Source organism: Bradyrhizobium daqingense, from assembly GCF_021044685.1.
GTDB lineage: Bacteria > Pseudomonadota > Alphaproteobacteria > Rhizobiales > Xanthobacteraceae > Bradyrhizobium > Bradyrhizobium daqingense.
In genome coordinates this window covers 2,784,109-2,804,421 of the sequence record NZ_CP088014.1, presented here as the reverse complement: position 1 = coordinate 2,804,421, position 20,313 = coordinate 2,784,109, and the positions used below count along the sequence as shown (strand labels likewise).

Genomic DNA, 20,313 nt, shown 5'->3' with positions numbered 1-20,313 from the left:
CGTCAGGCCTTCACCGCTGGAACAAAATCCTTGCCGACCGAGATCGCGCGCGGATCGATGATGCAGTGGAGGATCGACGGCTTGCCGGAGGCGAGCGCCCGCTCGAAGGCCGGTGCGAATTCTTCGGTGCGTTCGACCCGCTCGCCGTGGCCGCCGAACGCCTTCGCATACATCGCAAAGTCGGGGTTCTTGAGCTGGGTGCCGACGACACGGCCGGGATAGTCGCGCTCCTGATGCATGCGGATGGTGCCGTACTGCGAATTGTCGACGATGATGACGACCAGGGGTGCATCGTACTGCACGGCGGTGGCGAATTCCTGGCCGTTCATCAGGAAGCAGCCGTCGCCGGCAAAGGCGACGACGACTCGATCCGGGTATTGGCGCTTGGCCAGCACGCCGGCCGGCACGCCGTAGCCCATCGAACCCGAGGTCGGCGCGAGCTGCGCGGCGAAGCTGTGGAAGCGGTGGTGGCGATGGATCCATCCGGCATAATTGCCGGCGCCGTTGCAGACGATCGCGTCCTTGGGCAAGCGGTCGCGCAGCCAAGTCATGACCTGGCCGTACTGGAATGTGCCCGGCAGCTCGCGCGCCTTCTCGGTCCAGGCGAGATAATCGGCATGCGCCTTCGCCGCCTCGCCCTTCCATGCGACGGCCCCGGCAGGCGTCAGCGTCTCGACGGCGGCGGCGAAGGCGGCCGGCGTCGCCTGGATCGCCAGCGCCGGCTGATAGACCCGGCCGAGCTCTTCGGAGCCCGGATGCACATGAATCAGCTTCTGCTGCGGCGTCGGAATGTCCAGCAGCGTGTAGGACGAGGACGGCATTTCCGACATGCGGCCGCCGATCAGCAGGATGACATCGGCACCCTCAACGCGCGCCTTCAGGCCCGGGCTCGGTCCGATACCGAGATCGCCGGCATAATGCGAATGATCGGCATCGATTAGCGAGGCCCGGCGGAACGAGGTTGCGACCGGCAGGTCGAACCGCTCCGCAAAGCGCGCGATGCTCTTGCTCGCCTCATCGGTCCAGCGCGAACCGCCGAGGATGACGAGCGGCGCCTTGGCGCTTGCGAGCATGGCGCCGAGCTTGTCGATGTCGGCCGGTGCGGGCCAGCTCACGGCGGGCTCGATGCGCATGGCATCGGCAACGGCCGCGGTCTCGGTCAGCATGTTCTCCGGCAGCGCGATCACCACGGGACCGGGGCGGCCCTGCATGGCGACACGGAAGGCGCGCGCCACCAGCTCCGGAATGCGGTCGGGGCGATCGATCTCGACCGCCCACTTCGCCATGGGGCCGAACACCGCCTTGTAGTCGAGCTCCTGGAATGCCTCGCGCTCGCGCATGCCGGTGTCGACCTGGCCGACGAACAGGATCATCGGCGTCGAATCCTGCATCGCGATGTGGACGCCATGGCTGGCATTGGTCGCGCCGGGCCCGCGGGTGACGAAGCAGACGCCGGGCCGGCCCGTGAGCTTGCCATAGGCCTCCGCCATCATCGCAGCGCCGCCTTCGGCGCGGCAGATCACGACATCGATCGGGCTGTCATGCAGCGCATCGAGCGCTGCCAGATAGCTCTCGCCCGGCACGCAGGTGACGCGCTCGACCCCTTGCGCAACCAGCTGGTCGATCAGGATCTGGCCGCCGGTGCGGGTGTTGCGAATGGTCATGTCGGCTCCCTCAAGGCTCCAGCGATGCGCCTCATCGCTTGGCGAGAATGTCGTTCGAAGCTGGCGTATGACAGGCCGGCAGGAGGCGCAAGATCGAAAGGCTTGCCGCAGCCTGCGCAGGCGTCATGCCCGCCCCTGCTGTTTGCACTAGCGCCCATTCGCGATGATGCGGCGGCAATGGTCGAGTGCTGCGCCGATGAGATTGTCGCTCGCCTCCGGCGTGCGGAACGCCGAATGCGCCGACAACGTCACATTCGGCAGCTTCGTCAGCGGATGGCCTGCCGGGAGCGGCTCGACCGTGAAGACGTCGAGGCCGGCATGGGCGATGTGGCCCGCGCGCAAGGCGTCGAGCATTGCGTCCTCGTCGACCACCGCGCCGCGCGCGGTGTTGATCAGGATGCTGCCGGGCCGCATCATCGCGATGCGCTCGCGCGACAGAAAGCCCTTGGTCTCGTCGTTGAGGAGCAGATGCAGCGAGACGACGTGGCTGTCCGCGAGCAGCTGCTCCAGCGGAACGAAGGCGACGCCCGCATGCGTCTTCGGCGACCTGTTCCAGGCCATCACCTTCATGCCGCAGCCGAGCGCCATGCGCGCCGTTTCCGCCGCGATGCCGCCGAAGCCGATCAGGCCGAGCGTCTTGCCGGTGAGCTGCATCGCATCGCGACGCAGCCAGTTGCCCTCGCGCATGCCGCGATCCATCTCGCCGAAATTCCGGGCGGAGGCCCACATCAGCGCGATGGCGCATTCTGCGACCGCGGTGTCGCCATAACCCTTGATGGTGTGAACGGAGATGCCGCGACCAGCCAGCTCTTCCGGATTCATGTAGCTGCGCGCGCCGGTGCCGAGGAAGACGACGTGCTTCAAGGCGGTGCATTTGGCGGCGATCGCGGTCGGCACCGCGGTGTGATCGACGATCATGATCTCGACCCCGTCGAGCAGGCCGGGCAGGTCGTCGGGCTTGATGGAAGGATTCCGGTTGATGCCGACCGGCAGGTCCTGGATGCCCAGCAGCTTTTCGGTCACCGCAGCAAGAGTGTCGTTGGCGTCGACGAAGAGAGCGCGCACTCGGGTCTTTCCCTGTCCGTTAAAAAATACCGTATTGCATTTTAGTCTGAATACAGAAATAGTCCAGACGCCGGGTTCGAGTCCAGAAGCGCAGGAGAACTGCCATGAATCGCAGGGACGCACTCACCACTGTTGCCCTCGCCGGTGCCGCGATGGCCGCAACGGGTTCGGCAAAGGCTGATACTGCAGCCAGTTCGACGCTCGAGCGCATCAAGAAGAGCGGCGTGCTCCGGGTCGCCGTCATCGCCGGCCAGGATCCCTATTTCCACAAGGACCTCACCACCAATCAATGGTCGGGTGCCTGCATCGACATGGCCAACGATATCGCCGCCAAGCTCGGCGCCAAGCTCGAGACGCTGGAATCGACCTGGGGCAACCAGATCCTGGATCTCCAGGCCGAGAAGATCGACCTCGCCTTTGCCGTCAATCCGACGCCGGAGCGCTCGCTGGTCATCGACTTCTCGACGCCCATCCTGGTGCACTCCTTCACCGTCATCACCAAGAAGGGCTTTGCCAAGCCGCAGACCTGGGCGGAGATCAACAAGCCCGAAGTCAAGATCGCCGTGGACATCGGCTCGACCCACGAGACCATCGCGCGACGCTACTGCCCGAAGGCGACGATCCTCGGCTTCAAGGAGCGCAACGAGGCGATCCTCGCGGTTGCGACCGGACGGGCCGACTGCAACATCTCGCTGGCCGTGCTGTCGGTCGCGACCTTGAAGAAGAATCCGACGCTCGGCGATCTGACGGTGCCGCGGCCGCTATTGACCCTGCCGACCAACCTGGGAATCCGCGCCGAAGCCGACCGGCGCTACAAGGACTTCCTCAGCGCCTGGGCCGATTACAACCGCTCGCTGGGCCAGACCCGCGAATGGATGTTGAAGGGTTTCCAGGCGGTCGGTCTCGGCGCGGACGACATTCCCGGCGAAGTGCAGTTCTGAGCCGGCGCTCGTAAATCCAGGGCACAGCCACCAGGCATCATGACGCCGCGATCAGCGGCCTCGATGATGTGATGTCCACATACCCGCAGCCATGATTGAGAGGGGCGCCGCCCCCAGCGTGCAAACTTCGGTTTCTTCCACTACGATCCGGTCGAACCAATCCTTGGGAGCACCGGAATGCGGACCATCGGCCTGATCGGGGGCATGAGCTGGGAGAGCACCGCGCTCTACTACAAGCTCATCAATGAGCGCGTCCGCGACCGCATGGGCAAGCTGCATTCGGCCCCGCTGCTGATGTACTCCTATGATTTCCAAGGGATCAAGGAGATGCAGTATGCCGGCCGCTGGAGCGAGGCGGCGGCCAGCCTCGCGGAGGTGGCGCGGCGGCTCGAAAACGCCGGCGCGCGTGCGATCGTGCTGTGCACCAACACGATGCACAAATTGGCCCCCGAGATCATTTCGGGCCTGACCGTTCCATTCATCCACATCGGCGATGCCACGGCGGAACGAATTCGGGCGAAAGGGTACCGGCGGGTCGGACTGCTCGGCACCAGATTCACGATGGAGGAGCAGTTCTACATCGACCGGCTGCGCGCGCATGATCTCGACGTCCTGATTCCTCCCCCCGACGCGCGCGCCGACGTGAACCGCATCATCTACGACGAGCTGTGCCTTGGCCTGGTCACCGATCCCTCGCGCCGGCGCTATCGGGACGTGATGGCAGCGCTCGTCGCGGCGGGAGCGGAGTGCATCATCCTCGGCTGCACCGAGATCACGATGCTGGTCGGCCCGGACGACACGACGGTCGAGACATTCGACACCACCGCGATTCACGCCGAGACGGCGGCCGATTTCGCCATCGGATGACCTCTAACCAGACAGCGATGCTCGAACGCATGCCGCTCCCATCGAAGCGCACCAACGATCCCGAGCGCACCAAGCGCGACATCCTCGAGGTGGCGATGCAGGAATTCGCCCGCGAAGGCTATTCCGGTGCGCGGGTCGACGCGATCGCCGCAAGGACGCGCACGTCGAAGCGGATGATCTACTATTATTTCGGCGGCAAGGAGCAGCTCTACCTCGCGGTGCTGGAGGAAGCCTATCGCAGCATCCGTGCGCTGGAGGACCAGCTCGACATCGAAAGCTGCGATGCCCGCGAGGGCTTGCGGCGCCTGATCGAAGCCACATTCGACCATGACGAACGCAATCCGAGCTTCATCCGCCTCGTCAGCATCGAGAACATCCACCACGGCAAGCATCTGAAGCAGAACCTGCAACTGCGCCAGCTCAACGCCAGCGTGATCGCGACGCTCGACGGCATCCTCAAGCGCGGCCGCAGCGAAGGCATCTTCCGCGACGACGTCGACGCCATCGATTTGCACCTCGCCATCAGCTCCTACTGCTTCTTCCGCGTAGCCAACCGCCACACCTTCGGCGCCCTGTTCGACCGCGACCTCAGCGAGCCCGGGGTGCTGGCGAAAAGCCGGACGCAGATCGTGGAGATGATATTGGCTTGGCTGGGAGCGAAGTGAGACGGCACCGACTCGGCCTGGCGAAAGCCAGGACGACGATCATCCTCAACCACCCTTCTTCTGCCGCGTGCTCGCCAGCAGCACCAGCATGAAGGAGGCCGCCGTCATCAGCGTCGAGATCGCGGCGATGGTCGGATCGATCTCGTCGCGCAGCGCGGTGAACATGCGCTTGGTCAGTGGCTGGTACTGGCCACCGGAGATGAACAGCGCGACGATGGTCTCGTCCATCGCCGAGATGAAGGCGAAGATGCCGCCGGCAACCACGCTGGACTTGATCTGCGGCAAGGTCACCGCGAAGAAGCTGCGCAGGCGGTTCATGCCGAGGCTGCGCGCCACCATCTCCTGCGCCGGATCGAAGCTCTGCAGGCCCGCCAGCACCGAGATGACGACGTAAGGCAGACCCAGCATCACGTTCGCCAGCACGAGGCCGGGCATGGTCGCGACAAGGCCCACCTTGGCGTAGACGAAGAAGATGCCGACCGCGGTGATGATGATCGGCACCACCAGCGGCAGCAGCAGCGTCATGTGGATGATTCGCATGATGCGCAGCTTCGACTGGCTGATGGCATAGGCGGCGGCCACGCCGAGCGGCGTCGCGATCACGACGGTAAGGAGCGCCACCGTCAGCGTCACCTGCGTCGCCTGCATCCAGGCCGGGTTGGCGAAATATTGCTGATACCAGCGCAGCGAGAGCGACGGCGGCGGGAAGGTCAGGAAGCGCGCGCTGGAGAACGAGATCGGCGCGATGATCAGCACGGGCAGGATCAGATAGACCAGCACCAGCGCGCTGATCACGTAGAGGACAATCCGTGCGGGCGAGGCGCGCATCATTTCTGCCCCAGCACGCGATCGAGCGAGATGAAGCGGCTGACCACGAAGAAGATCGCGAGCACGCTGACGAGCAGCACCACCGCGACCGCACTCGCTGCGCCGAACTGGTTGTAGAGCTCGACATTGCGGCTCACCAGCATCGACACCATCACCGTGCGGCCGCCGCCGAGCAATTCAGGCGTGATGTAGAAGCCCAAGCACAGCACGAACACCATGGTGCAGCCGGCGAGCACGCCCGGCATCGACAGCGGCAGGAACACGCGGAAAAATGTCAGCGACGGGCTCGCGCCAAGGCTGGCGCCGGCCTGCATCAGGTCGGCCGGGATCTTCTGCATGGTCGCATAGAGCGGCAGCACCATGAACGGCAGCAGGATGTGCACGGTCGCAACCACCGTGCCGAACGTGTTATGGACCAGCGCGAGCGGCTCCGAGATGACGTCGAGATAGCGCAGGAACTGGTTGATCACCCCGGTGCGTTGAAGCAGTGCCAGCCAGGCATAGGCCCGCACCAGCACGCTGGTCCAGAACGGCAGCACGACCAGCGCCAGGATCAGGATGCTCCAGCCCTTCGGCACCGAGTTGGCGAGATAGGCCACGGGATAGCCGAGCAGCAGCGCGATCAGCGTGACCGCGAGGCTGATCTCGAATGTCAGCGCAAAGCTGCGCCAATAGATGTCTTCCGTGAAGACGCGGCGATAGTTCTCCAGCGTGAAGCCGTCATGATAGACCGACTGCCAGGCCAGCCAGCCGACCGGCAGCACGATCAGAGCCAGGATCACCAGCAGCGCCGGCGACACCAGTGCCAGCATCAGCGCATGTTCGCGGCGCTGATGCTTCTGGGAGGGATCTGGCACGGATGTCGTCGGCATTGGCGCTCTTTACTTCTGCATGAACGACGCCCAGCGCTTCTCGGCGGCTTCGCCCGCGGGCGAGGACCACCAGGCGTAGGACATCAGCGCCTGCTTGGCCGCGTTGGACGGCTCGCTCGGCAATTGCGCCGCGCGCTCGGGCTTGATCACATTGGTCTCGAATGCCTTGGGATTGCCCGGGCCGTAGTCGATGTGGAGCGGCAGATTGGCCTGGTGCACGGGATCGACGGCCTCGTTGATGAACTTCACCGCGGTGGCGAGATTCGGCGCGCCTTTGAGGATACAGAGCGAGGTGCTCTGCAAAATGCCCTGGTTGTAGGTGAAGGACACTTTTGCGCCCTCCTTGGCGACAGCGCTGACGCGGCCGTTCCAGGCCATCTCCATGTCGACCTCGCCGTCATTGAGCAGCTGCGCCGACTGCGCGCCCGAGGTCCACCACACCGTGATATGCGGCCTGATCTCCTCCAGCTTCTTGAAGGCGCGGTCGACGTCGAGCGGATAGAGCTTGTCCGGCGCGACACCGTCGGCCATCAGCGCGGCTTCGAGCGTTGCGAAGGGATGGTTGCGCAGCGCGCGGCGGCCCGGAAACTTCTTCACGTCCCAGAAATCCGCCCAGCTGTTCGGCGCATCCTTCGGGAACGTCTTCTGGCTGTAGGCCAGCACGCTGGAATAGAACTCGTAGGACACCGAATAGGGACTGCGATAGGCCTCCGGCATCGCCGCGCCGTTCGGAATCTTCGAGAAGTCGAGCTTCTCCATCAATCCCTGCTCGCCCCCGCGCAGGCAGTTGCCGGTCGGCGTGTCCACCACGTCCCAGATCGGCTTGCCGCTGCCGACCTGCGTCTTGATCGCGGGCCAGGCATCGGGAATGGAATCCTGGTTGATGGTGATGCCGAGCTTCTTGGCGGAGGGATCGAGGATCGCCACCGTCTGCGCCTGCTGATAGGCGCCGCCCTGCGAGACGAAGGTGATCTGCTCGGCGGCGCCGGCCGCCGTGCCGCCACATGCGAGCGCGCCCAGCAGCGCGCAGCCAAATCCAACATTCCGTGTCGTCGTCATCCTTGCCTCCTCCAGCGTCAAAGTGAACTCATCGACCGATCGCATCGAGAAACTGGTACCAGCCGGCGACCATGCGGACGGCCGGCTCCCGCAGCGGATAGAACGGAATGGGCTTCATGCGGCCGACGTCGAGCAGGCCGACGTCGGGGCTCTCGCCGCGCACGAAGGCTGCGAGATAGCGGCCCATCAGGCTGGACATTGCAACGCCGGCGCCGTTGTAGCCGAGCGCGACCAGCGTGCGGTCGTCGATCCGGCCGATATGCGGCACCGAGTCCAGCGTCATCGCGACGAGGCCCGACCATTTGTAGGCGAGCGGGACCTCGGCGAGATCTGGGAAGATGCCGACCATCGCCTTGCGCAGCGCGTCGAAGGCGGCTTGCGAATCCTGCTTGCCGAAGGCGCCGCGACCACCAAAGATCACCCGGTTGTCGACCATACGGAACCAGCGCATCATGCGCTTGGTCTCGGTATAGGTTCGCCCGCTGGGCATCAGCTTTCCCGCGAGATTGCGCGGCAATTGTTCGGTCGCGACCATGGCGCTGCGGAACGGGATCAAGGTGCGCTGCATGTGCGCGGTCGCACCGGTGAGATCCGAATAGCTGTTGGTGGCGATGATTGCCTGCTTGGCGCGCACAGCGCCTTGCGGCGTCTCGGCGACGATTCCGCCGTTCTCGCGCCTGAGCTTGACGACCGGCGACTCCTGAAAGATCGGAACGCCGCGGCTTGCAACGCCATTTGCAAGGCCGCGCAGATAGTTCAGCGGATGAACGCCGCCCGAGCCGGGATTGAGCACACCGCCCACAAAGATGCCGGAGCCGGTCTCGTCGCGCACGCCGTTCTTGTCGAGAATGCGGACCTCGGCAGAGCCCATCTCGCGCGTCATCCAGTTGGCTTCCTCGATCGCCGCCTTCAGCGTCGTCTCGTTATGGGCGGCCTTGACCTGGCCGCTGCGCGTCAGATGCGCGCTGGTGATGCCGAACTCGGACACCAGTTCCTCGACCATGTCGGTCGATTCATGCGCGATCTTGTACATGCGCCGCGCCATGGCGCGGCCGTGCACGGCATCGATCTCACGGAACGAGAGGCGGAATTTTGCGGTGATCACCCCGCCATTGCGGCCGCTCGCGCCCCAGCCGGGCCGGTTGGCCTCGAGCACGACCGGCGACAGGCCATCCTTGGCGATGTGATGCGCGGCGGAAAGTCCGGTGTAGCCGGCGCCGATGATCACCACATCCGCCTGCTGCTCGCCCGACAGCACGGGAAACGTGCGCGCCGGCTCTGCCGTGGCTTCCCACAGCGAGTTGACCGATGGCAGTGCGCGCCAGTCCCGTGTCATGTCCGCCTTCACGGATTTACGCCGCCGGCCCGATCGCCGCGTCGGCGAGCGCCTTCAACGTCGGATAATGGAAGTCCGGCTTGGTCAGCGTCTCGACGGCCGGCGTGCCGCCGAAACCGGCGATGCCCTGACGGCGCTCGATCCAGCAAACCTTGTAGCCGAGCTTCCGCGCGATCCCGATGTCGTGATACTGGCTCTGCGCGACGTGCAGGATGTCGGACTGCTTGTAGCCGAAAGCGGATTGGCGGCCCTTGTTGTAGGCGAAGAACTCAGGGTTCGGCTTGGCGACGCCGGTGTCATCCGCGCAGACCGTGTCGTCGAAGGGATCGCCGAGCGCATGCGCGTAACAGGAGAGCGCCACGCGGTCGGCATTGGTCATCGCCACCAGGCGGAACCTCGTGCGCAGGCGCTTGAGCGCCTCGACCGAATCCGCGAACGGCCCCCAGCGCAGCACCGAGAGCTGGAACGCATCGCAGGCCGCATCGTCGGCGGGCAACCCGAGCTCGGTGGCGAGATGGCGATAGACGTGGAACATCGCCTCGCTGGAGCGCTCGTAATGCTTGTCGCGGCCGCGCTTGTAGGGTTCGAAGATCTGGTCATCGCTGAGCTCGGCTGGCGTCTTTCCCGAGATCTTGCGAACCGCGGAGATCACGCCGGTCTCGAAATCGATCAAGGTGCCGACGACATCGAAGGTGAGAACCTTGAAATTGCTGAACGCGGCTTGGGTCGACATGTCAGTTTCTTCTCTCAGGTTGAACAAGGCTTGAGTTCAGTCCACCCTGGGCACGACGATGGTGTCCTCGGGGTGAAGGGTGACGGTGAGGCTGCCGCCGAGCGGGGGGATGCGGCTATAGGCCTGGTGATAGCTCGGCTGGCGCAGGCTGAGCGCGATGCCGTTGGCCAGCGCCAGGAAGATGCGCAGGCTCTCGCCCTGATAGACGATGTCGGTGACCGTCCCGGTCAGCCGGTTGCAGGCGGCATCCTGCGCGCCGTCGTCGATCAGAAGCTTCTCGCTGTGAACGGCGAGCATGAGGGCGTCGCCTGAGGGAATGGCGCGGGCGCTGCGCAGCAATGCATTGCCGAGCGCGACGCAGGCCGCATCGACGCGACGGACCGGCAACATCGTCGCCTCGCCGATAAAGCTCGCGACGAAGGAATCGGCGGGATGATCGTGCAGCCGTTCGGGCGCGTCGATCTGGATCAGCCGGCCATCCTTCATCACCGCGACGCGGTCGCTCATGGTCAGCGCCTCGCGCTGGTCATGGGTGACATAGATGATGGTGGCGCCGATGCGCTTGTGCAGCGTGCGCAGCTCGATCTGCATGGATTCGCGGAGCTGCTTGTCGAGCGCGGAGAGCGGCTCGTCCATCAGGATCAGGCGCGGCTCGAAGATCATGGCCCGCGCCAGCGCCACACGCTGGCGCTGGCCGCCGGAGAGCTGGGCAATGCCGCGCTCCGCATAGCCGGCAAGGCCGACCATGCTGAGCGCCGCGCGCACCTTGTCCGGCCAGCTCGTTTTCGGCAGGCGACGCGCACGCAAGGGGAAGGCGACGTTCTCGCCGACGCTCATATGCGGGAACAGCGCGTAGTTCTGGAAGACGACACCGATGTCGCGCTTGTGCGGCGGCATGTAAGTGACGTCACGGCCGCCGAAGAGAATCGTGCCCGACGTCGGAAGGATGAAGCCGCCCAAAATGCCGAGCAGCGTGGTCTTGCCGGAGCCTGACGGGCCGAGCAAGGAGACGAACTCGCCGGCGCCGACATTGAGGGAGACGTCATCGAGAGCGCGAACGGCGCCATAGGTCTTGCTGGCGGACCTGATCTCGACGCTTTCCGCTCGTTTGTCCAACGATCGACCTCGCCTCTCCCAGAATGGCGTGCCTCACTGCGCGCCATAAGCCTGCTTTATAGACAGCGAATTTGGCCATTCACGATCGAAGCGTGCACCGCACCATCTCTTCTCCCGCAAGCCCTGTCGTTAGGCTGTCATGCCAATGACACCAGACTTGCCAAAACCCGGCAATTGCCAAATTCTCACCGGCCTTATAACATGAAGTTATGCCTGAGCTGCGCCGCATGCTGCCGTCCAGCAACGCCCTGTTCGTCTTCGACGCAGCGGCGCGCAACGGCAGCTTCACGGCGGCCGCCGCCGAGTTGAACGTCACGCAGCCGGCGGTGAGCCGGATGCTCGGCCAGTTCGAGGAGCATCTCGGTGTCCGCCTGTTCGACCGCACGGCGGGCCGCGCCGTGCTCACCGAGGAAGGCGAGTTGCTCTATCGCCGCGTGCTGGAAGGCTTTCGCAGCATCGAGAGCGGCCTCGTCGAGATTGAGCGGCGCCGCAAGGGCACCGAGACGGTGACGCTGTCGGTCTCCTCCGCCTTCACCACGCATTGGTTGATGCCGCGCATCGACAAGCTCCAGAAGCAGTTTCCGCAAGTCGATCTGCGCTTCCAGCTGATCTCCGGCGCGCTGCGCGGGCCGGTGGAGAATGTCGATCTTGGCATGCGCTTCCGCGATCGCGACGAGCCGTCGTCCGGCGGCACGCTGATCATGAAGGAGGTCATGCTGCCGATGTGCAGCCCCGCCTATCTCGGCGAGACCGACCCCGCCGAAGGCAACACCATCATCCGCCTTGCCGAGACGCCGGGCGACTGGGCCGCCGATTACGCATCGCTTCTCACCGGACGCCGCGGCGCCGCCAAGGCGCTGAGCTTCACCGACTACGCCGTCGTGGTGCAGGCCGCCCTGCTCGGTCAAGGCATCGCGCTCGGCTGGCTGACCGTTGCCTCGCACTGGCTCCTCACCGGCGCACTGGTGCCGGCCTCCGACAGGCTCACCACCACACGGCGCCTCTGTGAATTCCTGCCGCCGCGCAACCGGGCGATGCGACCCATCGCCGCCGAGATCCGCGACTGGATCATCGCGCAGATGAAGAGCGAGATCGCCGCGATCGACCGGCTCTATCCGAAGCTCGGCGCGATGGCGGCGTGTTATTGAGGGAGCGAGGCAATGCTCTCGCTCGAAGATGAGGTCGTCATGCCCGGGCTTGTCCGGGGCATCCACGTTCTTCGTGCGACGTGGTTAGGCGTGGATGGCCGGGACAAGCCCGGCCATGACGTTTTGAGACGCGGAGGCACAAATCACCGATGCTCGATCGCGCGGATCGCGCCGCGGAGCTCGGCGAGGCCGCGGAGGCGGCCGATCGCGGTATAGCCGGGATTGGTGCGCTTGGTCGCAGCGAGATCATCCAGCATGCGGTGGCCGTGGTCGGGGCGGAACACGATCCTCTGGTCGGGCGCACGCCGCGCGTTCTCCTTCAACAGCGCCTTGAGCACCGCGACCATGTCGACGTCACCGTCGAGATGATCGGACTCGTAGAACGACAGGCCGTCGACTTCGCGCTTGGTGGCGCGCAGATGGGCAAAGGCGATGCGGGGGCCGAAACGCTCCGCCATCCCGGGCAGATCGTTCTCCGCGCGCACGCCGAGCGACCCCGTGCACAGGCAGATGCCGTTGGCCTTGGACGGCACGGCGTCGAACAGCGCCTGATAATCGTCCGCGCTGGAGGCTATGCGCGGCAAGCCGAACAGCGGCCGCGGCGGGTCGTCCGGATGCAGCGTCAACGACACGCCGAGCTGCTCGGCGACCGGCGTCACGCGCGCCAGGAATTCGGTGAGATGCTGCCGCAGGATCTTTGGCGTGATGTCGCGATAGGTTTCCAGCCTGTCGCGGAATTGCGGAATGGTCATCGGCTCGGTGGTCGAGCCCGGCAGCGCGCTGGCGATGACCATCACGAGATAGTCGATGTCGGCCTGGCTCATCTGCTCGAACAGCTTTTTCGCGCGCGCCTGCTGCTCAGGCGAGTACTCCTGAAGCGCGGCCGGGCGCTTGAGGATATGCAGCTCGAATGCCGCAAAGCGGTCCTGGTCGAAGCGCATGGCGCGGGCGCCGTTCGGCAATTCCCATTCCAGATCCGTGCGGCACCAGTCCACGACCGGCATGAAATTGTAGCAGATGCTCTTGATGCCGCTTGCGGCCACCGCCTCCATGCTCGCGATCCACGCCTCGATCGACTTCGTCGCTTTGCCGCCGAGCCGCTTGACGTCGTCGGGAATGGGAATCGATTCCACCACCGACCATGTCAGCTGCGAGCGGCCGGGCTGGCCGTTCTCGATGAAGTTCTTGCGCTCCTCGACGGCCTTGCGGGTCCAGGCTTCGCCGATCGGCACCTGATGCAGTGCCGAGACGATTTCGCTCGCGCCGGCCTGCCTGACATCGTCGAGCGAGACGGGATCATCCGGCCCGTACCAGCGCCATCCCTCCAGCATCATGGGCCTCTCCTATCAATTCGCGGTCAGCACGACCTTGACGCTCTGCGAGCGATCGAGCGCCAGCCTGAGCGCATCGGGCGCGGTCGACAGCGGCCGCTCGGCGGTCACTAGCGACAGCACGTCGACGCTGCCGTCGGCGATCAGCTCCACCGCAGTCATGAACTCGAAGCCGAACCGGAACGAGCCGCGCAGGTCGATCTCCTTGGCCATCACCGCATTCGACGGCGTCGGAATCTGCCCGCCCGGCAGATTGCCGATCTGCACCACGACGCCGCCGCGCCTGACGATACCGATCGCGCTGGCAAGGCCTGCGGCAGTGCCCGAGACCTCGAAGGCGACGTCATAGGGGCGCGAAGCGGCCTGCGCCTTCAGCCCCTCCTCGCCACCAGCGACGTTCTCGACGTGCGAGGCGCCGAGCTTGGTCGCGAAGGCGAGCGGCGCCGGCGCGATGTCGGCCACCGTGACGTCAGTCATGCCGGCGCGGTGGGCGGCGAGCATGGTCAGAAGCCCGATCGGACCGGCGCCGAAGATGATGCCGCGCTTGCCCTCGATGTTGCCGGCACGCGCGACCGCGTGCAGGCAGACCGCGAGCGGCTCCGCCAGCGCCGCAGCCTGATAGGACACGTGATCGGGAATCTTCACGCACTGTGCAGGAACGGCGTCGAAATAGTTGGCGAAGCCGCCCTGCATGTGCGGCGTCTTGGAGGCCGAGCCCATGAAATAGATGTTCTCGCAGTTCGGCCGGCCCTCGCGGCAAGCGACGCACCGGCCGCACCAGCGCGACGGGTTGACCGCGACGCGATCGCCGACCTTCAGATTGGCAGCAGTGCCGGAGATCTCCACGACCTCGCCCGAGATTTCATGACCCAGCACCAGCGGCGACTTCACCACGAAGTCACCGGTGCGGGCATGGCGGAAGTAGTGCATGTCCGAACCGCAGATGCCGCCCGCGCCGAAGCGGAGTCGCACCATGCCGTCTGCGAGCTTGTCGAGCGGATGCTCGACCATGCGCAAATCTTCGGGACCAAACAGGGTCGCGGCGAGAGCAGTAGAGGTCATTTGGACAGTCCCATGTATTTCGGCAGCCAGAGGGTCAGTTCGGGGATGAAGGTGATCGCGATCAGCGCGAGCATCAGCGGCACCAGCCAGGGCAGGATCGCCACCGTCGTGCGCTCGACCGAGAGCTTTGCCACGCGGGCGAGCACGAACAGCACCATGCCGAGCGGCGGGTGCAACAGGCCGATCATCAGGTTCAGCGTCATGATCAGGCCGAAATGAATCGGATCGATGCCGAGCTTGAGCACGATCGGCAGCAGGATCGGCACCAGAATGGTGATCGCCGCCGTGGTATCGATGAAGCAGCCGACGAACAGGATCAGGACGTTGGCGAGCGCCAGGAACACCCATTTGTTCTGGGTGATGCTGAGCATCCAGTCCGACAGCATCTGGGCCGCCTGCGACACCGTCAGCAGCCAGGCGAAGATCGAGGCTGCCGTGACGATGAACAGCACCGAGGCGGTGGTCTCGATAGTGTCGAACGTCGCCTTGGCGACGGTCCGGAACGTCATGGTGCGATAGCGCACGAGGCCGAGGAACAGCGACCAGATCACCGCGGCGACCGCGGCTTCCGTCGGCGTGAACCAGCCGAGCGTCATGCCGCCGATCAGGATCACCGGCGCCATCAGCGCCATCACCGCCGAGAAGTCGAAATACCAGTCGATCAGGAGCAGCGTGCCGAGTCCGATCACGACCGCCATGTTGACCGAGAGGCCGGCGAGCACCATCAGCCAGATCGCCATCGGGAAGGACAGCACGATCAGGATCTCGAGGCCGGCCGAGCCGAGCTGCGGCCAGGAGAACGGCGTGTCGCTGCCCCATTTGTTCTTGTGCGCGAAATAGGTGACGGTGACCATCATGAACAGCGTCAGCACGACGCCGGGAATGACGCCGCCCAGGAACAGCGCGCCGATCGAGACGTTCGCCATCATGCCGTAGATCACGAAGGGCAGCGACGGCGGGATGATGGGCCCGAGCGTCGCCGAGGCCGCGGTGACGCCGACCGAGAACTCGGTCGAGTAGCCGTGGTCCTTCATCGCCTTGATCTCGATGGTGCCGAGACCGGCGGCGTCGGCGATCGCGGTGCCGGACATGCCTGAGAAGATCACCGAGCCGATGATGTTGACGTGGCCGAGGCCACCGCGCATCCAGCCGACCAGCGCGACGGCGAATTTGTAGATGCGGCCCGTGACGCCGGCGATGTTCATGAGATTGCCGGCCAGGATGAAGAACGGCACGGCGAGCAGCGGAAAGCTTTCGACGCCGGCGATCATGCGCTGCGCCAGCGTGACGTCGGGCGTCACGCCGCTGACCAGGATGTAGAGCAGCGACGACACGGCCATGGCGATCGCCACGGGCACGCCGAGCAGCATCAGGACGAGAAAGCCTCCGAGCAACAGCAGCATGGCGTTATCCTTCCGATCCGTCGTAGGCACCGGGACGTTCGAGGACCGAGTAGCCCTGCCGCCAGTTCTGTACGGCCACCTGCACGGAGCGTGCGAACATCAGCACGAAGCCGAGCAGCACGGCGTAATAGACGTAGTCCTTGGGAAGATTGATCGTGGTCATCTGCTCGTCGCCGATGATCTGGATGTAGACCCAGACCAGTTTGATGGCGTAGCCGAAGAAGGCGATCCGGATCAGGTCGATGGCCGTCGACAGCGCGCGCGCCACGAGGTGCGGCAGATAGCGATAGACCAGGTCGACCTGGATGTGCCGCGACAGCCGCACGCACATCGAAGAGCCGATGAAGACCACGCCGATCAGGCAATAGGTCGCGATCTCCTCGGTCCAGGCGTAGCTGTCGTTGAGCACGTAACGGGTGAAGAACTGGAGGAAGACGGCGAGCGCCATCACCCAGAAGATCGCGAGCGCCACCCAGTCCTCGAACGCGTAGACGCCGAGATCGACCTTCGGCGTCGCCTCTTCCTCGAACGTATGCGCGATCTCGTCTGCGGTGATCTGCCGGTGGATTTCGGCGGTGGACATGGGGTGCTCCTGAAACCTGACCGTCGTTCCGGGGCTCGCGAAGCGAGAACCCGGAACCTCGAGATTCTCAGGTGCGCAATTGCGCACCATAGTTCGGTCCTGCGGACCGCTCCGGGATGACGACTATGTCGTCACTTCACCGCCTGGATCTTTTCCCAGTCGGCCTTGCGATAACCGAAGGTCTCGAACGCGACGTTCTTCAGCACGGTGTCGCGGAACTCGTTCTTGTCGACCTCGGTCACGGTCAGGCCCTTCTCCTTGAAGAAGGCGACCAGCTTGGCTTCGTTCTGCTTGATCTCGCCGGTCGCCTTGGCGGCGGCTTCCTGGGCCACGTCGGTGAAGGTCTTCTTGTCCTCGTCGGAGAGCTTCTTCCAGAGCGCGCCGGCGATCACGGTGTTGAGGTGGTCGACGATGTGGCCGGTCAGCACGATGTGCTTCTGCACCTCGTAGAACTTCTTGGCCTCGATCGTGGTCAGCGGATTCTCCTGCGCCTCGACGGTGCCGTTCTGGAGCGCGAGATAGACTTCGGCGAAGGCGATCGGCGCGGTGTTGGCGCCGCAGGCGCGCGGCATGGCGAGGTAGGCCGGCACGTCGGGCACGCGCATCTTCAGGCCCTTCATGTCGGCGCAGGTCTTGATCGGCTTGTTCGACGAGGTCTGGCGCACGCCGTAATAGGTCACCGCGACGATATGGTGGCCGCTCTTGTCCTCATAGCCCTTGGTGAGCTCCTTGAAGATGTCGCTCTTGGTGTAGGCGAGCAGATGATCGGCGTCGCGGAAGGTGTAGGGATAATAGGTCACGCCGATCGGCGCGAAGCTCTTGGCCGCGAAGCTGGAGCCCGAGATGATGATGTCGACCGAGCCGAGCGCGAGGCCCTGGTTGATGTCGGCTTCCTTGCCGAGCTGGGAGGCCGGATAGACCTCGATCTGGTAGCGCCCGTTGGTGCGCTTGCCGATTTCCTGCGCGGCCCAGACCGATGCGGTGTGGAACGGCTCCGAGGTCTCGTAGACATGGGCCCATTTGAGCTTGGTCTGCGCCAGGCCTGCGCCGGTCGCAGCCAGCAGCGTGGCGGCGGACATCGCCGCGGCAATCGTCATCTTCTTCAACATCGACTTTTCCTCCATCGTTCTAGTCTGCTTCTTGTTCGCCCACCCCTAAAAGGATGCGGGCCGCCCAATCTCATCGCCGACGCGCATCTCTGCTCGCGGTTCGCTTCTTTGGCGCCTGTTTCGGCTTTGCCGGTTTGGCCGCAACTCGCACCGTGCGGCTGCGCCCGGACGACGATCCTGCCGGAGTCTCGGCACCGAAATTCTGCGCAAAGCGCGCCTGGGAGCGCGCCAAGTGCTCGCGCATCGCCTCGCGGGCTGCATCGGGATCATGCGCCGCGATCGCATCGCGCACCGCGCGATGCTCGTCGAGCGCCGTGCGCCAGGTGCCCGGGCTCTCGAAATAATGCGCAAGCTGCGCGAAATAGGGATTGAGGCGCTGGTCGAACAGCTCGCCGACCACGCGCACCAGGACGGCATTGCCGAGGCTTCCCGCGATCGCGACGTGGAAGGCGCGGTCGTGGACCATCGAGGCTTCGCCGGGATGCTCGACATTCTCCATCGCGACGAGCGACGCATCGATGCGGGCGATGTCGTCCCTGGTCGCGACGCGCGCGGCCTCCTCGGCGATGGCGCTTTCCAGGAATTCGCGGGCGCGGAGCAGCTCGAACGGTCCCTCGATGACGGCGGCGGGCGCCGGCGCAGCCACGGCAGCGGGCTCGATCACATAGATGCCGGAGCCGACACGGATACGGAGGCGGCCTTCGACCTCGAGCGCGATCAGGGCTTCGCGCACCGTCGGCCGCGACACCTTGAGCTGCTCGGCGAGCTCGCGCTCGGTCGGCAAGCGGCTGCCGACCGCGTACTCGCCGCTGTCGATCAGGCTTCGCAATTGATCGGCGACCTGGCGATAAAGCCGTCTCGCCTCCACAGCTTCCAGCGGCACGCTGGTCCTCCCGAAAGGGTCGCGCGGCACCTCCCGGCGCCCGCGGCCTGCCAATTTTGGAAAATTGGTCTTACCAATTGACCGGAGCATTGACCCGATACGGGCGCCATGTCAAGCAGCGGCAAAGCAAAGGGGAGACGTCCATGCGCCAGAGTTCGACGCGTCTTGGCCGCGCCAATCTCGACCGGCTGCCGGCTGGCATCTGGCGCCCGGCCTATGACCGTTCGCGCGTCACGTCCGGGATCGTGCATCTCGGCCTCGGGGCGTTCCATCGCGCACACCAGGCCGTCGTCATCGATGATTGCCTTGCTGCAGGCAGCACATCATGGGGCATCGTCGGAGCGAGCCTGCGCAGTCCTGATACGCGCGATGCCCTCGCCTCCCAGGACCATCTCTACACCGTTGCCATCCGTTCGGCCGAAGGCACCGAGCACCGCGTCATCGGCGCGCTGCTCGACAGCGTCGTCGCGCGCGAGAACCCGGCGCAGCTGGTCGGGCAGATGGCCGATCCCGCCACCCGCATCGTCTCGCTCACGGTCACCGAGAAGGGATATTGCCATACGCCGCAGACCGGCGATCTCGACGAGCGGCATCCCGACATCGTGCACGACCTCAATGACCCTGATACGCCACGCTCGGCGCCCGGCTTCCTCGTGGCTGCGCTGGCGCGCCGGCGCGCCCAGGGGCTCTCGCCCTTCACGGTGCTGTGCTGCGACAATCTCGCCGCCAACGGCCACACCGTGCAGCGGATCGTGACGCAGTTCGCCGCGGTGCGGTCGAAGGATCTCGGCAAGTGGATCGCGGACGTGGTCGCCTTCCCCTCGACCATGGTCGACCGCATCGTGCCTGAGACGACGGACGACGATCGGGATGCGGTGTCATCGGCACTGGGCATGCGCGACGCCTGGCCGGTGATGACCGAGCCCTTCACGCAATGGGTGGTCGAGGATCGTTTCACCGCAGGCCGGCCCGATTTTGCCTCAGCAGGCGTCGAACTCGTCAGCGACGTCAAGCCGTTCGAGCTGATGAAGCTGCGGCTGCTCAATGCCAGCCATTCGGCGCTCGCTTATCTCGGCTATCTCTCGGGCTACGAGACCATCGCCGACACCATGCAGGACGCCCACTTCGCACGCCTCGCCGCGCAGGTGATGGAGGAGGCCGCGGTGACGCTGACCATGCCTGTCGGCACCGACCTCGCCGCCTATCGCACCTCGCTGCTGAAGCGCTTCGCCAATCCGGCGCTGCACCACCGCACCTGGCAGATCGCGATGGACGGCTCGCAGAAGCTGCCGCAGCGCCTGCTCGGCGCGATGCAGGATCGCCTGCGCAAGGATTTGCCGATCGCAACCCATGCGCTCGCGGTGGCCGGCTGGATGCGCTACGTCACCGCGACAGACGAGCAGGGCCGCGCGATCGACGTGCGCGATCCGCTCGCCGCCGAGTTCGCGGCGCTGGCGCGCGAGGCGGGTCCCGTCGCCGAGCGGCTCGCGCCCGCATTGCTCGCCGTCGCGAAGGTGTTCGGGCCGTTTGGTGCCGAGCCGCGCCTGCGCGAGGCCGTCACCACGGCGCTCGGCCGCCTCTACAAGGATGGCGCGCGACGGGCGGTGGAGGCGCACGTCACGGCCTGAACACACGGCGGGCAATGCTG

The 20,313-nt window shown here is 65.3% G+C and carries 19 protein-coding genes; 5 read left to right on the top strand and 14 right to left on the bottom strand.

Annotated features, from left to right (window positions below):
- Positions 1-2: 2 nt before the first annotated feature.
- On the bottom strand, positions 3-1,664 hold the full coding sequence (locus LPJ38_RS13435; protein WP_145635836.1) for a thiamine pyrophosphate-binding protein: 1,662 nt from the start codon (positions 1,662-1,664) through the stop codon (positions 3-5).
- A 147-nt stretch (positions 1,665-1,811) separates the two neighbouring features.
- A complete protein-coding gene (locus LPJ38_RS13430) occupies positions 1,812-2,729 on the bottom strand; it encodes an NAD(P)-dependent oxidoreductase (RefSeq protein ID WP_145635839.1) in 918 nt (305 codons plus the stop codon).
- A gap of 104 nt (positions 2,730-2,833) precedes the next feature.
- Between LPJ38_RS13430 and LPJ38_RS13425 the strand changes: the two genes are divergently transcribed.
- The 3 genes from LPJ38_RS13425 (at position 2,834) to LPJ38_RS13415 (ending at position 5,202) form a co-directional block, all read left to right on the top strand.
- On the top strand, positions 2,834-3,670 hold the full coding sequence (locus LPJ38_RS13425) for a transporter substrate-binding domain-containing protein (protein ID WP_145635843.1): 837 nt from the start codon (positions 2,834-2,836) through the stop codon (positions 3,668-3,670).
- A 177-nt stretch (positions 3,671-3,847) separates the two neighbouring features.
- Complete coding sequence (locus LPJ38_RS13420; protein ID WP_145635846.1) at positions 3,848-4,537, top strand: aspartate/glutamate racemase family protein; 690 nt, start codon at positions 3,848-3,850, stop codon at positions 4,535-4,537.
- Between the two features lie 17 nt (positions 4,538-4,554).
- The gene (locus tag LPJ38_RS13415; protein WP_145635849.1) at positions 4,555-5,202 is read left to right on the top strand and encodes a TetR/AcrR family transcriptional regulator; all 648 of its coding nucleotides are present in this window, start codon (positions 4,555-4,557) and stop codon (positions 5,200-5,202) included.
- Positions 5,203-5,247: 45 nt separating this feature from the next.
- On the opposite strand, the gene LPJ38_RS13410 is transcribed toward LPJ38_RS13415, so the two are convergent.
- Genes LPJ38_RS13410 through LPJ38_RS13385 form a run of 6 tightly spaced genes read right to left on the bottom strand, consistent with a single transcriptional unit; the run spans position 5,248 to position 11,146 of the window.
- Positions 5,248-6,033, bottom strand: a complete 786-nt coding sequence (locus tag LPJ38_RS13410) for an ABC transporter permease (RefSeq protein ID WP_145635852.1) — start codon at positions 6,031-6,033, stop codon at positions 5,248-5,250.
- Positions 6,030-6,902: an ABC transporter permease gene (locus tag LPJ38_RS13405; RefSeq protein WP_231088632.1), complete on the bottom strand. Its 873-nt coding sequence runs from the start codon at positions 6,900-6,902 to the stop codon at positions 6,030-6,032. The genes LPJ38_RS13410 and LPJ38_RS13405 overlap by 4 nt, the downstream gene beginning before the upstream one ends.
- A gap of 9 nt (positions 6,903-6,911) precedes the next feature.
- Entirely contained in the window at positions 6,912-7,961 is a 1,050-nt protein-coding gene (locus tag LPJ38_RS13400; protein WP_167520514.1) for an ABC transporter substrate-binding protein, read from the bottom strand.
- Positions 7,962-7,989: 28 nt separating this feature from the next.
- Entirely contained in the window at positions 7,990-9,297 is a 1,308-nt protein-coding gene (locus tag LPJ38_RS13395) for an NAD(P)/FAD-dependent oxidoreductase (protein ID WP_167520515.1), read from the bottom strand.
- A 16-nt stretch (positions 9,298-9,313) separates the two neighbouring features.
- The gene (locus LPJ38_RS13390) at positions 9,314-10,030 is read right to left on the bottom strand and encodes an HAD family hydrolase (protein WP_145635861.1); all 717 of its coding nucleotides are present in this window, start codon (positions 10,028-10,030) and stop codon (positions 9,314-9,316) included.
- A gap of 36 nt (positions 10,031-10,066) precedes the next feature.
- Entirely contained in the window at positions 10,067-11,146 is a 1,080-nt protein-coding gene (locus LPJ38_RS13385) for an ABC transporter ATP-binding protein (RefSeq protein WP_145635864.1), read from the bottom strand.
- Positions 11,147-11,355: 209 nt separating this feature from the next.
- On the opposite strand from LPJ38_RS13385, the gene LPJ38_RS13380 reads away from it, so the two are divergent.
- Positions 11,356-12,294, top strand: a complete 939-nt coding sequence (locus tag LPJ38_RS13380) for a LysR family transcriptional regulator (RefSeq protein WP_145635867.1) — start codon at positions 11,356-11,358, stop codon at positions 12,292-12,294.
- A gap of 143 nt (positions 12,295-12,437) precedes the next feature.
- On the opposite strand, the gene uxuA is transcribed toward LPJ38_RS13380, so the two are convergent.
- From uxuA to LPJ38_RS13350, 6 genes are all read right to left on the bottom strand, one after another.
- Positions 12,438-13,628, bottom strand: coding sequence for a mannonate dehydratase (uxuA, locus tag LPJ38_RS13375; protein WP_145635873.1), 1,191 nt, complete (start codon positions 13,626-13,628; stop codon positions 12,438-12,440).
- A 12-nt stretch (positions 13,629-13,640) separates the two neighbouring features.
- On the bottom strand, positions 13,641-14,687 hold the full coding sequence (locus LPJ38_RS13370) for an L-idonate 5-dehydrogenase (RefSeq protein WP_145635876.1): 1,047 nt from the start codon (positions 14,685-14,687) through the stop codon (positions 13,641-13,643).
- Positions 14,684-16,090: a TRAP transporter large permease gene (locus LPJ38_RS13365; RefSeq protein WP_060735097.1), complete on the bottom strand. Its 1,407-nt coding sequence runs from the start codon at positions 16,088-16,090 to the stop codon at positions 14,684-14,686. The genes LPJ38_RS13370 and LPJ38_RS13365 overlap by 4 nt, the downstream gene beginning before the upstream one ends.
- Before the next feature lie 4 nt (positions 16,091-16,094).
- Positions 16,095-16,673: a TRAP transporter small permease gene (locus LPJ38_RS13360; protein ID WP_145635878.1), complete on the bottom strand. Its 579-nt coding sequence runs from the start codon at positions 16,671-16,673 to the stop codon at positions 16,095-16,097.
- A 131-nt stretch (positions 16,674-16,804) separates the two neighbouring features.
- A complete protein-coding gene (locus tag LPJ38_RS13355; protein ID WP_231088663.1) occupies positions 16,805-17,770 on the bottom strand; it encodes a sialic acid TRAP transporter substrate-binding protein SiaP in 966 nt (321 codons plus the stop codon).
- 82 nt (positions 17,771-17,852) lie between these two features.
- Positions 17,853-18,665 (bottom strand): FadR/GntR family transcriptional regulator, encoded by an 813-nt coding sequence (locus LPJ38_RS13350; protein ID WP_167520517.1) that lies wholly within the window; start codon positions 18,663-18,665, stop codon positions 17,853-17,855.
- 143 nt (positions 18,666-18,808) lie between these two features.
- On the opposite strand from LPJ38_RS13350, the gene LPJ38_RS13345 reads away from it, so the two are divergent.
- The gene (locus tag LPJ38_RS13345; RefSeq protein ID WP_145635886.1) at positions 18,809-20,293 is read left to right on the top strand and encodes a mannitol dehydrogenase family protein; all 1,485 of its coding nucleotides are present in this window, start codon (positions 18,809-18,811) and stop codon (positions 20,291-20,293) included.
- The last annotated feature ends 20 nt before the right edge of the window (positions 20,294-20,313 follow it).

Excerpts from the sequence above, each read along its gene's own strand:
- LPJ38_RS13420 (WP_145635846.1), top strand. The coding sequence starts at position 3,848 with ATGCGGACCATCGGCCTGATCGGGGGCATGAGCTGGGAGAGCACCGCG.
- LPJ38_RS13370 (WP_145635876.1), bottom strand. The coding sequence starts at position 14,687 with ATGACCTCTACTGCTCTCGCCGCGACCCTGTTTGGTCCCGAAGATTTG.
- LPJ38_RS13415 (WP_145635849.1), top strand. The coding sequence starts at position 4,555 with ATGCTCGAACGCATGCCGCTCCCATCGAAGCGCACCAACGATCCCGAG.
- LPJ38_RS13380 (WP_145635867.1), top strand. The coding sequence starts at position 11,356 with ATGCCTGAGCTGCGCCGCATGCTGCCGTCCAGCAACGCCCTGTTCGTC.
- uxuA (WP_145635873.1), bottom strand. The coding sequence starts at position 13,628 with ATGATGCTGGAGGGATGGCGCTGGTACGGGCCGGATGATCCCGTCTCG.
- LPJ38_RS13425 (WP_145635843.1), top strand. The coding sequence starts at position 2,834 with ATGAATCGCAGGGACGCACTCACCACTGTTGCCCTCGCCGGTGCCGCG.
- LPJ38_RS13345 (WP_145635886.1), top strand. The coding sequence starts at position 18,809 with ATGCGCCAGAGTTCGACGCGTCTTGGCCGCGCCAATCTCGACCGGCTG.
- LPJ38_RS13365 (WP_060735097.1), bottom strand. The coding sequence starts at position 16,090 with ATGCTGCTGTTGCTCGGAGGCTTTCTCGTCCTGATGCTGCTCGGCGTG.
- LPJ38_RS13400 (WP_167520514.1), bottom strand. The coding sequence starts at position 7,961 with ATGACGACGACACGGAATGTTGGATTTGGCTGCGCGCTGCTGGGCGCG.
- LPJ38_RS13410 (WP_145635852.1), bottom strand. The coding sequence starts at position 6,033 with ATGATGCGCGCCTCGCCCGCACGGATTGTCCTCTACGTGATCAGCGCG.
- LPJ38_RS13390 (WP_145635861.1), bottom strand. The coding sequence starts at position 10,030 with ATGTCGACCCAAGCCGCGTTCAGCAATTTCAAGGTTCTCACCTTCGAT.
- LPJ38_RS13395 (WP_167520515.1), bottom strand. The coding sequence starts at position 9,297 with ATGACACGGGACTGGCGCGCACTGCCATCGGTCAACTCGCTGTGGGAA.
- LPJ38_RS13405 (WP_231088632.1), bottom strand. The coding sequence starts at position 6,902 with ATGCCGACGACATCCGTGCCAGATCCCTCCCAGAAGCATCAGCGCCGC.
- LPJ38_RS13435 (WP_145635836.1), bottom strand. The coding sequence starts at position 1,664 with ATGACCATTCGCAACACCCGCACCGGCGGCCAGATCCTGATCGACCAG.
- LPJ38_RS13360 (WP_145635878.1), bottom strand. The coding sequence starts at position 16,673 with ATGTCCACCGCCGAAATCCACCGGCAGATCACCGCAGACGAGATCGCG.
- LPJ38_RS13355 (WP_231088663.1), bottom strand. The coding sequence starts at position 17,770 with ATGACGATTGCCGCGGCGATGTCCGCCGCCACGCTGCTGGCTGCGACC.